We start from the raw sequence: 12,582 nt of genomic DNA, 5'->3' as shown, positions 1-12,582 counted from the left end.
AAATCTGTCTTTTCCTCCAGAAGCGCCGCACACCCACAGGTGTGCAGGTGCTCACCGCGTGAGATTGCGTTATGGATGGTATTTTCCTGCAGCAACTGGTCAACGGCCTGACCCTTGGGTCGGTCTACGGCCTGATCGCCATCGGCTACACAATGGTCTACGGCATCATCGGCATGATCAACTTCGCCCACGGCGAGGTTTATATGATTTCCGCTTACCTCGCGGCGATCACCCTGGCCCTGCTCGCCTACTTCGGCATCGAATCCTTCCCGCTGCTCATTCTCGGCACCTTGATCTTCACCGTGGTCGTCACCGGCGTGTACGGTTGGGTCATCGAGCGTGTCGCCTACAAACCCCTGCGCAATTCCACCCGACTCGCGCCGCTGATCAGCGCCATCGGCATCTCGCTGATCCTGCAAAACTACGCACAGATCGCCCAGGGCGCCAAGCAACAAGGCATTCCCACCCTGCTGGCCGGGGCCTGGCGTGTCGATATCGGCACCGGCTTCGTGCAACTGACGTACACCAAGGTGTTTATCCTGGTCGCCGCCTTCGCGGGCATGGCCCTGCTGACCTACGTGATCAAATACACCAAGCTCGGCCGCATGTGCCGCGCCACCCAGCAAGACCGCAAGATGGCCTCCATCCTCGGCATCAACACCGACCGCGTGATCTCCTACGTGTTTGTCATCGGTGCCGCCATGGCCGCCCTTGCCGGTGTGCTCATCACCCTCAACTACGGCACCTTCGACTTCTATGCCGGCTTCATCATCGGCATCAAGGCGTTTACCGCTGCGGTCCTCGGCGGCATTGGCTCCCTGCCTGGGGCGATGCTTGGCGGGATCATCCTCGGCATCTCCGAGTCGCTGTTCGCGGGGTTGATCAACTCTGACTACAAAGACGTGTTCAGTTTCTCCCTGCTGGTGGTGATTCTGATTTTCCGTCCCCAGGGCCTGCTGGGTCGCCCACTCGTGGCTAAGGTGTAAACATGTCTGCTGCCAAACCCATCGATATCAAGAAAAGTGTGGTCGATACGATTCTCGCCGGGCTTATTTCCCTGGTCGTATTCGGTCCGATCGTCGGCGTAGTCCTCGATGGCTACAGCTTCAACCTGGAACCGGCCCGGGTGGCCACACTGGTCGCCATCGTGATGGTCGGCCGCTTTGCCCTCAGCCTGTTCCTGCAAACCCCCAAGGGCCTGAAGATTCTGCAGGGCTTCGAAAGCAGCGGCTCCGGTGTGCATGTGCTGGCGCCGGACTACAAGTCGCGGCTGCGCTGGATCATCCCGGCGCTGATCGTGATCGCCATCGTGTTCCCGATCTTCGCCAACAAGTACCTGCTCACCGTGGTCATCCTCGGGTTGATCTATGTGCTGCTGGGCCTGGGCCTGAACATCGTGGTCGGCCTGGCCGGCCTGCTCGACCTGGGCTACGTGGCGTTTTATGCCATCGGCGCCTATGGCCTGGCCCTGGGTTATCAATACCTCGGCCTCGGCTTCTGGACGGTGCTGCCCTTGGCGGCCATCGCGGCGGCGTTGGCGGGATGCATACTCGGCTTCCCGGTGTTGCGAATGCACGGTGACTACCTGGCCATCGTGACCCTGGGCTTCGGTGAAATCATCCGGCTGGTGCTGAACAACTGGCTGTCGTTTACCGGCGGGCCGAACGGCATGCCGGTGCCATCGCCCACCTTCCTCGGCCTGGAATTCGGGCGCAAGGCGAAGGAGGGCGGGATTCCGTTCCACGAGTTCTTCGGCATCGATTACAACCCCAATATCAAGTTCATGTTCATCTACATCGTGCTGTTCCTGGTGGTGCTGGCCGTGCTGTACATCAAGCACCGCCTGACCCGCATGCCCGTCGGCCGCGCCTGGGAAGCCTTGCGCGAAGATGAGATCGCCTGCCGTTCCATGGGCCTGAACCACGTGCTGGTCAAGCTCTCGGCGTTCACCATCGGTGCCTCCACCGCAGGCCTGGCCGGGGTGTTTTTTGCCAGCTACCAGGGCTTCGTCAACCCGTCGTCGTTCACCTTCTTCGAGTCGGCGCTGATCCTCGCCATCGTGGTCTTGGGCGGCATGGGTTCGACGGTGGGCGTGGTGATCGCGGCGTTCGTGTTGACCGTGGCGCCGGAACTGCTGCGCAGCTTCTCCGAATACCGCGTGCTGCTGTTTGGCGTGCTGATGGTGGTGATGATGATCTGGCGACCGCGCGGCTTGATCCGCATCAGCCGTACCGGTGTGACACCACGCAAGGGGGTAGCGCCATGAGCAAGGAAGTCGTCCTCTCCGTGGAACACCTGATGATGCACTTCGGTGGCATCAAGGCCTTGAGCGATGTGAGCCTCAAGGTCGAACGCAACTCGATCTTCGCCCTGATCGGCCCCAACGGCGCCGGCAAGACCACGGTGTTCAACTGCCTCACCGGCTTCTACAAAGCCAGCGGCGGCAAGATCAACCTCAACGTGCGCGGCAAGCAGACCGACGTGATCCAACTGCTCGGCGAGCGCTTCCAGCCCACCGACTTTGTCTCGCCGAAAAGCTTCCTCAGCCGGGTGTACTACAAGATGTTCGGCGGTACCCACCTGGTCAACCGTGCAGGCCTGGCCCGTACGTTCCAGAACATTCGCCTGTTCAAGGAAATGTCCGTGGTGGAGAACCTGCTGGTGGCCCAGCACATGTGGGTCAACCGCAACATGCTGGCGGGCATCCTCAACACCAAGGGCTACCGCAAGGCCGAAAGCGACGCCCTCGACCATGCCTTCTACTGGCTGGAAGTGGTGGACCTGGTGGACTGCGCCAACCGCCTCGCTGGCGAACTCTCCTACGGCCAGCAGCGCCGCCTGGAAATCGCCCGGGCCATGTGCACGCGGCCGCAGATCATCTGCCTGGACGAACCGGCGGCGGGCCTCAACCCCCAGGAAACCGAAGCCCTCAGCGCGATGATTCGCCTGTTGCGCGACGAACACGACCTGACGGTGGTGCTGATTGAACACGACATGGGCATGGTGATGAGTATTTCCGACCACATCGTGGTGCTCGACCACGGCAATGTGATCGCCGAAGGCGGCCCGGACGCGATCCGCAACGACCCGAAAGTGATTGCCGCCTACCTCGGCGCCGACGAAGAGGAGCTGGTATGAGTGCACCTATCCTCGAAATGAAGGACCTGGACGTGTTCTACGGCCCGATCCAGGCCCTGAAAAAAGTCTCGCTGCACATCAACGAAGGCGAAACCGTGAGCCTGATCGGCTCCAACGGCGCGGGCAAATCCACGCTGCTGATGTCGATCTTCGGCCAGCCACGGGCCGAGTCGGGGCAGATTCTGTACAACGGCGTCGACATTACCCACAAGTCGTCCCACTACATCGCCTCCAACGGCATCGCGCAGTCGCCGGAAGGGCGGCGGGTGTTCCCCGACATGACCGTCGAGGAAAACCTGCTGATGGGCACCATCCCGATTGGCGACAAATTCGCCAGCGAGGATATGCAGCGCATGTTCGAGCTGTTCCCACGGCTCAAGGAACGGCGTAACCAGCGGGCCATGACCATGTCCGGTGGTGAGCAGCAAATGCTCGCCATCGCCCGCGCATTGATGAGCCGGCCCAAGCTGTTGCTGCTGGATGAGCCGAGCCTGGGGCTGGCGCCGATTGTGGTGAAGCAGATCTTCTCGACCTTGCGGGAGCTGGCGTCTACCGGGATGACCATCTTCCTGGTGGAGCAGAACGCCAACCATGCGCTGCGCTTGTCGGACAGGGCGTATGTGATGGTCAACGGTGAGATTCGTCTCACCGGCACCGGTAAAGAGCTGCTGGTGAACGAGGAAGTGCGCAACGCCTACCTCGGCGGGCACTGATCGCCATCATCTGATCGTTCCCACGCTCCGCGTGGGAACGCCTCTTGTGACGCTCCGCGTCACGCTTTGGACGCGGAGCGTCCTGGGATGCATTCCCACGCGGAGCGTGGGAACGAACAGCGTGGGAACGATCATCCACAACGCATTCGCCAAATTGTGGAAAACAAATCCAGCCACCCTCCAAAGCGCGACATATAGCCGCCGCAAATCCCTGTTTTGTCACAGTTTTGACTTGTCCCCATCCACTGTGGAACCGGCTGTGGGTAACGTGGTAGTACTCTGCTGAGAGCCTTTAAAACCGGGGCTTTCAGCTAGGTGATCGTTTTTCGATCAGCGGCTTTTTCGCGACCGGCCAAGGGCTTTGTCAACCTGTTTAAAGACACAGGTATATGACCGATTTATGTCCGCTAAGCCTGTGGATAAGTCTGTGACTAAACTCTGGAAAGACCTCCGCAGAGGCCGGAATGACTGGCCTGGAGCCATCGTTGGAATTTTCTCCCCGTTGATGGGCCTACATACGGCCCCGCCAAGGTCAAGCAAAAAACTTTCTAAAATCGCCTGCAAGCCCCGCATACAGCGGCCTGAGGTGTTTTGCACTTGCCCCCAAAGACTGTGGGCGCAGTTGTGGATAACCTGCGCGCACATGGCTGCAAGCCACGTTCTGTAAGGCTTTGCGAGATATGGTTAAAAAGTGATCAGCTGCACATGAAGTTCTGTGCATAGCGGTTGCCGCAACCGCGTCGTACGGGCATTCTGCTGGCTGATTTTTTCCCGATGCCCGCAAGGAGAACACCATGTCCAACACGCTGTTTATTACTGGCGCAACCTCAGGTTTCGGCGAAGCCTGCGCCCGTCGTTTTGCCGAAGCCGGCTGGAAACTGGTACTCACCGGTCGTCGTGCCGAGCGCTTGAACGCGCTGGTCGAAGAGCTTTCCAAGCAGACTGAAGTGCACGGCCTGGTGGTGGACGTGCGTGACCGCAAGGGCATGGAAGACGCAATCGCCAACCTGCCGCCATCGTTCGCGAAGCTGCGCGGGCTGATCAACAACGCGGGCCTGGCCGTCGGTACCGACCCAGCACCCAAGTGCAGCCTCGACGACTGGGAAACCATGGTCGATACCAACATCAAGGGCCTGCTGACCACCACCAGCCTGCTGCTGCCGCGCCTGATTGCCCACGGCCGTGGTGCCGGGATCATCAACCTTGGTTCCATCGCCGGCAACTATCCGTACCCGGGCAGCCATGTGTATGGCGGTTCCAAGGCGTTCGTTAAGCAGTTCTCGCTGAACCTGCGCTGCGACCTGCAAGGCACCGGCGTACGGGTGACCAACATCGAGCCGGGCCTGTGTGAGAGCGAGTTCTCGCTGGTGCGCTTTGGCGGTGACCAGGCGCGTTATGACGCCACCTATGCCGGCGCCGAGCCGATCCAGCCGCAGGACATTGCCGACACGATCTTCTGGGTCATGAACACGCCGGCGCATGTGAACATCAACCGCCTGGAATTGATGCCGGTGAGCCAGACCTGGGCTGGGTTTGCCATCGAGCGTGGGGCCAAGTCTTAAGACCGATCGCTCCTGTGGCGAGGGAGCTTGCTCCCGCTGGGGCGCGAAGCGGCCCTAAGATTTTGGGGCCGCTGCGCAGCCCAGCGGGAGCAAGCTCCCTCGCCACAATCGGTCAAAACAGGCCATAAGGTACACTCACCTCCTGAAAACCCCACCGCACCCAGCGGTTTCAAGGTTTTGACAGGAGGAAATGTGAGTAACCGAGGTGAGCAGGCACTGCTCAAACAATCGACCATCCTGATGTTCGCCGTCGCGATCGCCGGGATTGTCACGGGTGTGATATCCGGCGCCCAATCCATTCTGTTCGACGGTTTTTTCTCGCTGATCGCCACCGCCATCAAGGTGCTGATGCTGATCACGGCCAAGCTGATCGCCAAGAAAAGCAACGAGCGCTTCCAGTTCGGCTACTGGCACCTGGAGCCCATGGTGCTGTTGATCGAGGGCAGCTTCCTGCTGCTGATCGCCATCTATGCGTTTCTCAACGGGGTGTTCGGCATTATCAATGGCGGACGCGAGATCGAGTTGGGGTTGGTGATCATTTATGCGGCGGTGTTTACCGTCGTCGAATTTGCCTACTTCTTCTACGTGCGTTATCGCAATCGCACGCTCAAGTCCTCGCTGATCCAGTTCGACAACATCAGCTGGCTGGTGGACGCGATGCTATCGATCGGCTTGCTGATCAGCTTCCTCGCCGCGCTGTTGCTCAAGTCCCAGGGCTATGGCGAGTGGGCGGTGTACGTCGACCCATTGATCCTGATCCTGCTGGCCCTGAGCATGCTGGCGCCGGCGTTCAAGATCCTGCGCCCGGCGTTGCGCGAGGTGCTGGGGATTGCCCCGGACCAGTTGGACGACAAGGTGCGTGAAGTGATGGACGCGGCCCAGGCCAAACACGGTTTCGACGACTACGTGTCCTACGTGCAAAAACACGGGCGGGCGCGGTTTATCGAGATTCATGTGGTGTTGCCGGCGGATTACCCGGTGGATAACGTCGCCACCCTCGATGGGCTGCGCGAAGAGATATCCACAGGGCTTGGCAAAGCGGATGCGGCGCGGTGGTTGACCATCAGTTTTACGGGGGATCGCAAGTGGATTGCGTGAGGTCAGGTAGACCGAGGTGAGGCATTCGCGAGCAAGCCCGCTCCCACATTCGACCGCATTTCAAAGGTAGGACGCGGTCAACTGTGGGAGCGGGCTTGCTCGCGAAGAGGCCCTGAAGATTAGCCCAAGTGCTGGATCAGACCCTGATAACAAGTCGCCAAGTGATAAGGCGTAGTCGACGGCATATCCCACCGACTCACCACCCCCTGGGCATCCAGGCATTCATTCCAGCCTTTGCCATGCAGAAAGTGCTGTTGCAGCGCCAGCAACTGGCGCTGCAACACGGCATCGCTGTCGCGCCGCAAGGTCAGCGCCCGCAGGTATTCCGCCTGGGCCCAGATGCGCTGGGTGCCATCGCGCACGCTGCCATCCAGCGCCAACATGCCGCTGACCGCACCGCTCAACTTATCCACACCCTTTTGCTCGGCGTAGGCAAAGGCCCGCGTCAGCGAGGCGTGCAACGGCGTGCCGCGTAGGACGTCGGAAGATTCCAGCAAAAAGAACCATTCGAACTGGTGCCCCGGCTCAAACCAGTTATCCACAGCGCCCAGCGGTTTTTCCATCATCACGCCATGCTGGCGGTCGATGAAGCGCTGCTGCATGGCCGTCGCCAGGCCCAGCAGTGCCGCTTGTACACCGGCGTCTTCACGCACGGCGAGGGTGGCCAGGAAGCCTTCGGCCAAGTGCATCAGCGGGTTTTGCAGCGGGCCGGACTTGAGGGATGACCAGTTGCGTTCCAGCACGGCTTCGTACAGGCCGTCGCCTGTGGCAAAGCGCTCGGCGACCACTGCCAGGGCGGCGTTGAGCACCGACTCCACCAACGGCTCGCGCACCTTGGCCCAGTAGTGGGCGCAGGCGAAGATGATGAAGGCGTGGGTGTAGAGGTCTTTGCGCTTGTCCAGCGGATGGCCGGCCGGGTCGATGCTGTAGAACCAGCCGCCGTGCTCGGCATCGTGGAAGTGCCGTTGCAAGGAACGGAACAACGCCGCCGCGCGTTCTTCGGCAAACGCCGCGCCGGGTTCGCCGATCAGGCTGGCGAACAGGTACAACTGCCGGGCACAGGCCATGGCGCGGTAGCGTTGCGGGGGCAGCGGCTGATGGTTGGCGTCCAGCGCTTCATAGGGGAGCGCGAGGTCGGCATTCCAGCCTGGGCCCTGCCAGAGCGGCACGATCAGGGTGTGGAAGTGCGTGAGCACGGCATTCAGGGCAGAGCTTGGAGCGGTGGGCATTGGCTGGCGTCGTCACGGCAGGGGTGTAGGCGCGCATGGTAGCAGGCTGATCGTTCCCACGCTCTGCGTGGGAATGCATTTCATGACGCTCTGCGTCGTGCTTTGGGGCGCGGAGCGCCCTGGGAGGCATTCCCACGCGGAGCGTGGGAACGATCGAATCAGCCCGCGAGCAACCAAACCCCAGTCGCCGCCGACGCCGCCCCCGCAATCCGCACCAACGGCGCCGCTGCAGCCGGCAGGAAACGCACCACCGCATAACCGGCCGCGTGCAACACCGCAGTCGCCCCGACAAACCCGGCCGCATACGCCCACGGGCTGGACATGTCCGGCAGCTCCAAACCATGGGCCACGCCATGGAACAAGGCGAACAACGCAGTCGCACCCACCGCGACAAACAACGGCGGCCGCACCGCCAGCGCCACCGCCAGGCCCAAGGCCAGCACCGACGCGGCTATCCCGCTTTCCATCGCCGGCAATTGCATCCCTTCAAAGCCCAGCACGCCACCGATCAACATGGTGCCGACAAACGTACACGGCAGCGCCCAGCGGGCCGCGCCTTTCTGTTGTGCGGCCCACAGGCCGACCGCAACCATCGCCAGCAAATGATCGATACCGCCCAACGGGTGGCTGATCCCGGCGATCAAGCCGTTATCGCCATGGCCCGGGTGGGCGAACGCGAGGGCCGGGGCCAGCAGCAACGCGGCGGCGGTGAAGAGTTTCTTGAGGCTCATGGACAGGTTCCTTATGGGTTGATCAGGCGGCGGTCAGCAGGCCTTGGCGTTCGATAAAGGCGACGATTTCTTCCAGGCCAACCCCGGTTTTCTGGTTGCTGAATACAAAGGGTTTGCCATTGCGCATACGGGTGGTGTCGCTGTTCATCAATTCCAGCGAGGCACCGACCAGCGGCGCCAGGTCGATCTTGTTGATCACCAGCAGGTCGGACTTGCAAATGCCTGGTCCGCCCTTGCGCGGCAGCTTGTCGCCGGCGGACACATCGATCACATAGATGGTCAGGTCCGACAGCTCCGGGCTGAACGTCGCCGAGAGGTTGTCGCCACCGGACTCCACCAGGATCAGGTCCAGGCCGGGGAAGCGGCGGTTGAGCTGGTCCACCGCTTCAAGGTTGATCGACGCGTCTTCGCGGATCGCCGTGTGCGGGCAACCACCGGTTTCCACGCCGATGATGCGCTCGGGCGCGAGGGCCTGGTTGCGCACCAGAAAGTCGGCGTCTTCGCGGGTATAGATGTCGTTGGTGACCACGGCCAGGTTGTAGCGGTCGCGCAGGGCGAGGCACAGGGCCAGGGTCAGGGCGGTCTTGCCGGAGCCCACTGGGCCACCGATGCCGACGCGCAAAGGTTGTGTATTCATGGGGTGGTTCTCCTAGGAACGGAACAGGCGGCTGTATTGGCGCTCGTGGGCCATGCACGCCAGGGACAGGCCGAACGCGGCGCTGCCGAAATGGTTGGGGTCGATACGCGCGGCGTCCTGCTGGGTTTGTTGCAACAGAGGCAGCAGCTCGCTGGTCAGGCGCTGGGCGGCTTGTTGGCCCAGGGGCAGGGTTTTCATCAGCACGGCCAGTTGGTTTTCCAGCCAGCTCCACAGCCAGGCGGCGAGGGCGTCGGCGGGGCTGATGGTCCAGGCGCGGGCGGCCAGGGCCCAGCCCAGGGCGAGGTGAGGTTCGCCGCGTTGTTCAAGGAAGTGGCGCGCGGCGTCGTCCAGCTCAGGTAAACCATTGAGCAGTTGTTGCAGCGAGTAACCCATCTGCCGGCTCTCCTGATACAGCTCGCGGGTCTCACGGCTGGCGCGGTGTTCTTCGCACAACTGTGCCAGCTGCGCCCAATCCTGTTCCGCGGCGGCGTGGCAATGGGCGAGCAGCAGCGGTGCTTCAAAACGCGCGAGGTTGAGCAACAATTGATCGCTGATCCAGCGGCGGGCGCTGGCCGCATCACTGACGCGGCCGTTCTCCACGGCCATTTCCAGGCCTTGGGAATAGCTGTAGCCGCCAATCGGCAATTGCGGACTGGCCAGACGCAACAGCGCCCAGGCTGGGTTCATAGACGTACGCCGAACTGGTGCAGCTTGGGCGGGTAATTGAAATCTTCGTCGCCATGGCGCGAATGGTGATGGCCACCGCCATAGGCGCCGTGTTCCGGTTGGAACGGCGCTTCGAGGGTTTCGGTGGTGGCGCCCAGTTGATCCAGCATGGCCTTGAGCACGTAGTCATCCAGCAGGCGTAGCCAACCATCCCCGACTTGCAGGGCTACGTGGCGATTGCCCAGGTGATAGGCCGCACGGGTCAGTTCAAAGGCGCTGGGGCAGGTGACGTGCAGCAGCTGTTCAGGGCGTGCGCAGACACGTACGACACGTCCGTCTTCAGCCTGTAGGAATTCGCCATCATGCAGCGGCGGCTGGCCACGCTCCAAGAACAGGCCGACGTCTTCACCATCGGCACTGAAACAGCGCAGGCGGCTTTTGCTGCGGGCTTCGAAATTCAGCAGCAGTTCGGCAGCCCAGAGGGCTTGGGGGGCGATTCGGCGGTGGATCACCAGCATCAGAAGGCTTCCAGCAATGAGCGATGCAAGTGCTAGAGCAAGGGCCTTGCCAATCTCGGCGGTGAGTAGGAATCGCCTGTAAGTAGGCACTGTGGCGCCACTAAACAGGGCGTAGGAAAATTTTAGTGATGCGCCAAAACGGTGCTCATTTTGTGTTTGTGCACTTGTCCTGAGCGTTTTCGGATTTGTCCTACGCGCCCTGAGGATTCGCCGTTCATGGTGCTACTTGTTGAGTGTTTAGGATCCGCGCCGTGTTTAATTCACTGCGACGCTCATCATGTTCAAGTCATTTTTTTGCTTAGTCATCGCCAGTCTGTCATTTGTCATTTCAACGGCTTCGGCCAATTTACAACCGCGCCCGACCTTCGCCCCGGTCACCATCAACAACGTGGTTGACCGTGCCCATGAACTGCTGGGTACGCCCTACAAGTGGGGCGGCACCTCGGTGCAGCAAGGGTTCGATTGCAGCAGTTTCCTGGTCTATCTGTTCAAGACCGAAGCGAATATCCAGATCCCGCGCACCACGGCAGCGATGCACCGCTCGACGGCCGCCACCGTTGCGCGCAACGCGCTGAAGCCCGGCGATGCGGTGTTTTTCAAAGGCAATGGGCGCGGCCAGGTCAGTCATGTGGGGCTCTATATCGGCGAAGGCAAATTTATCCATTCGCCACGCACCGGCAAGAGCATCCGCATCGATTCGCTGAGCAACAGCTATTGGAATAAAAACTACACCACGGCCAAGCGTTTCCACTCGGCGGGTTGATCGTTTTACTCGGTGCTGCCCAGGCCTTGCCAGTGCTTCAAACCGATAAAGATAAAGCGCAATTGCTGGGTGATTTTCGCCTGAGGCGTGAGGTGTGCTGGCAGGGCCTGGGCGGGCGGGTCGATGATGTCGGGCAGGGTGGCGAACACACTTTTGACGATCAGGTCGGCCATCACATGCAAACCTTCGCCGTCCAGGTGTTGCAGCTTGGGCATCAGCGTGAGGTCGGCCGCGAGGTCGCGGGTGATGTCTTCGCGCAAGGCGCCGATGGCTTGGCGCACGGCCAGGCAGCCGCCGTATTGCTCGCGGGCGAGGAACAGGAATTGCGAACGGTTGGCCGAGACCACATCGAGAAAGATGCGCACGGACGCGTCGATAATGCCGCCCATCACGAATTCGTTGTGGCGCACCAGGCGAATGGTGGCGCGGAAGGTCTGGCCGACCTCGCTGACCAGGACGAGCCCAAGTTGATCCATGTCGGCAAAGTGGCGATAGAAACCGGTGGGCACAATGCCGGCCGTCTTGGCCACTTCGCGCAGGCTCAGGCTGCCAAACCCACGGCCACACTCCATCAGATGGCGGGCTGCGTCCATCAGGGCGAGGCGGGTCTGTTGCTTCTGTTCGGCGCGGGGCAGCATGGCGGGCGGGCTTTGTCGGCAAGTTCAGCGACGCACTCTAGCAAAACAGCTTCATCGGCGTCGAACTTGCGCGGGGTGATGCGTGACGCGGTCTACAGCAAAGCGAAAGCCCGATCGGCGGATCGGGCTTTTTTATGGGCCACCACAGGCTTAGCTCTGGGCTTCGTGCAGTTCTTTCAGGCGATCAGCGCCGCCTTCGGCAACACCTTCGGTGTAAGCGCGTTTGTTGGCTTGTTCAGCGCCGCCTTCGACCAGGCCTTTCTGTTCCAGGCGATCACGGCCACCTTCAGCAACACCTTCGGTGTAGGCGCGTTTGTTGGCTTGCTCGGCGCCACCCTCAACCAGGCCTTTCTCTTCCAGGCGGTTGCGGCCGTTTTCAGCGACAGCGCCTTTGGCGTAGTCACGGTTTTCTTCTTCTTGCGAACCGCTGCGTGCCAGGGTTTGGCTGGACTGCACGGCTTGGGCTTTGTTCTGTGGGGTCACTTGTTCGGCGGCTGGCAGGGCAAAAGCGCTGGAAGCCAGGACGGACAACAGGACGGTAGCGAGTACTTGACGTTTCATGATGGGTTGCTCCTTGGGAGGGCGATAAAGTGGGTACAGGGCTAATGCTACTCTCGATAAGTCGATATAAAAGTTCATAAACACAATGGTAATAATCAACAGAATTGATTGTTCCCGGCGGAGGCTCTAACTCGCACCTCTCAAGCCCGCGGTTTTGCACCGGGGTGGGTATTTTCGACACGAAGGTGGGTAACAATGGTGCGCCGTTGATGATTGATTCTGTCTGCTTGATCAGGAAAATGGCTTTTTGCGACTAAATCAGTGGTCGGGTTAAACCCCCGGGCGGTTTGCCAGTCGTACCCTTATGAGCTGTAGTTCAGCGGTAGTC

Annotated in this window: 14 protein-coding genes; 7 read left to right on the top strand and 7 right to left on the bottom strand. The window is 61.0% G+C overall.

The features are described from left to right. Window positions 1-71: 71 nt before the first annotated feature. The 6 genes from ACZRMO_RS11465 to ACZRMO_RS11440 all read left to right on the top strand — a co-directional run bounded on the left by ACZRMO_RS11465 (window position 72) and on the right by ACZRMO_RS11440 (window position 6,511). Window positions 72-986: an ABC transporter permease subunit gene (locus ACZRMO_RS11465; protein WP_017737486.1), complete on the top strand. Its 915-nt coding sequence runs from the start codon at window positions 72-74 to the stop codon at window positions 984-986. 2 nt (window positions 987-988) lie between these two features. Further along, a complete protein-coding gene (livM, locus tag ACZRMO_RS11460) occupies window positions 989-2,266 on the top strand; it encodes a high-affinity branched-chain amino acid ABC transporter permease LivM (RefSeq protein ID WP_017737487.1) in 1,278 nt (425 codons plus the stop codon). Continuing rightward, complete coding sequence (locus tag ACZRMO_RS11455) at window positions 2,263-3,138, top strand: ABC transporter ATP-binding protein (protein WP_124525577.1); 876 nt, start codon at window positions 2,263-2,265, stop codon at window positions 3,136-3,138. The genes livM and ACZRMO_RS11455 overlap by 4 nt, the downstream gene beginning before the upstream one ends. Next, window positions 3,135-3,851 (top strand): ABC transporter ATP-binding protein, encoded by a 717-nt coding sequence (locus tag ACZRMO_RS11450; RefSeq protein ID WP_005784287.1) that lies wholly within the window; start codon window positions 3,135-3,137, stop codon window positions 3,849-3,851. The genes ACZRMO_RS11455 and ACZRMO_RS11450 overlap by 4 nt, the downstream gene beginning before the upstream one ends. A gap of 794 nt (window positions 3,852-4,645) precedes the next feature. Then, window positions 4,646-5,413 (top strand): SDR family oxidoreductase, encoded by a 768-nt coding sequence (locus tag ACZRMO_RS11445; RefSeq protein WP_463972926.1) that lies wholly within the window; start codon window positions 4,646-4,648, stop codon window positions 5,411-5,413. Window positions 5,414-5,605: 192 nt separating this feature from the next. Beyond that, a complete protein-coding gene (locus ACZRMO_RS11440; protein ID WP_124525581.1) occupies window positions 5,606-6,511 on the top strand; it encodes a cation diffusion facilitator family transporter in 906 nt (301 codons plus the stop codon). A gap of 119 nt (window positions 6,512-6,630) precedes the next feature. Here ACZRMO_RS11440 and ACZRMO_RS11435 read toward each other — a convergent pair whose 3' ends face one another. The 5 genes from ACZRMO_RS11435 to ureE form a co-directional block, all read right to left on the bottom strand. Further along, window positions 6,631-7,740, bottom strand: a complete 1,110-nt coding sequence (locus ACZRMO_RS11435) for an AGE family epimerase/isomerase (RefSeq protein WP_463972925.1) — start codon at window positions 7,738-7,740, stop codon at window positions 6,631-6,633. Window positions 7,741-7,898: 158 nt separating this feature from the next. Then, on the bottom strand, window positions 7,899-8,471 hold the full coding sequence (locus ACZRMO_RS11430) for a HupE/UreJ family protein (RefSeq protein ID WP_207046581.1): 573 nt from the start codon (window positions 8,469-8,471) through the stop codon (window positions 7,899-7,901). Between the two features lie 22 nt (window positions 8,472-8,493). Further along, a complete protein-coding gene (ureG, locus tag ACZRMO_RS11425) occupies window positions 8,494-9,108 on the bottom strand; it encodes an urease accessory protein UreG (RefSeq protein WP_017737493.1) in 615 nt (204 codons plus the stop codon). A 12-nt stretch (window positions 9,109-9,120) separates the two neighbouring features. Continuing rightward, window positions 9,121-9,795 carry an urease accessory protein UreF gene (locus ACZRMO_RS11420; protein ID WP_463972924.1) on the bottom strand — a complete coding sequence of 225 codons (675 nt, stop codon included), beginning with the start codon at window positions 9,793-9,795 and terminating at the stop codon, window positions 9,121-9,123. Next, window positions 9,792-10,292: an urease accessory protein UreE gene (gene ureE, locus ACZRMO_RS11415; RefSeq protein WP_017737495.1), complete on the bottom strand. Its 501-nt coding sequence runs from the start codon at window positions 10,290-10,292 to the stop codon at window positions 9,792-9,794. The genes ACZRMO_RS11420 and ureE overlap by 4 nt, the downstream gene beginning before the upstream one ends. Before the next feature lie 277 nt (window positions 10,293-10,569). Here ureE and ACZRMO_RS11410 point away from each other — a divergent pair, with 277 nt between their 5' ends. Continuing rightward, on the top strand, window positions 10,570-11,055 hold the full coding sequence (locus ACZRMO_RS11410) for a C40 family peptidase (RefSeq protein WP_463972923.1): 486 nt from the start codon (window positions 10,570-10,572) through the stop codon (window positions 11,053-11,055). A gap of 5 nt (window positions 11,056-11,060) precedes the next feature. Here ACZRMO_RS11410 and ACZRMO_RS11405 read toward each other — a convergent pair whose 3' ends face one another. Next, the gene (locus ACZRMO_RS11405) at window positions 11,061-11,693 is read right to left on the bottom strand and encodes a TetR family transcriptional regulator (protein ID WP_017737497.1); all 633 of its coding nucleotides are present in this window, start codon (window positions 11,691-11,693) and stop codon (window positions 11,061-11,063) included. 150 nt (window positions 11,694-11,843) lie between these two features. Then, window positions 11,844-12,254 carry a hypothetical protein gene (locus tag ACZRMO_RS11400; protein ID WP_463972922.1) on the bottom strand — a complete coding sequence of 137 codons (411 nt, stop codon included), beginning with the start codon at window positions 12,252-12,254 and terminating at the stop codon, window positions 11,844-11,846. Between the last annotated feature and the right edge of the window lie 328 nt (window positions 12,255-12,582).

The organism is Pseudomonas sp. B611 (assembly GCF_055407965.1).
Note: the sequence above shows the minus strand (reverse complement) of the source record. Positions and strands in the feature narration are given on the sequence as shown.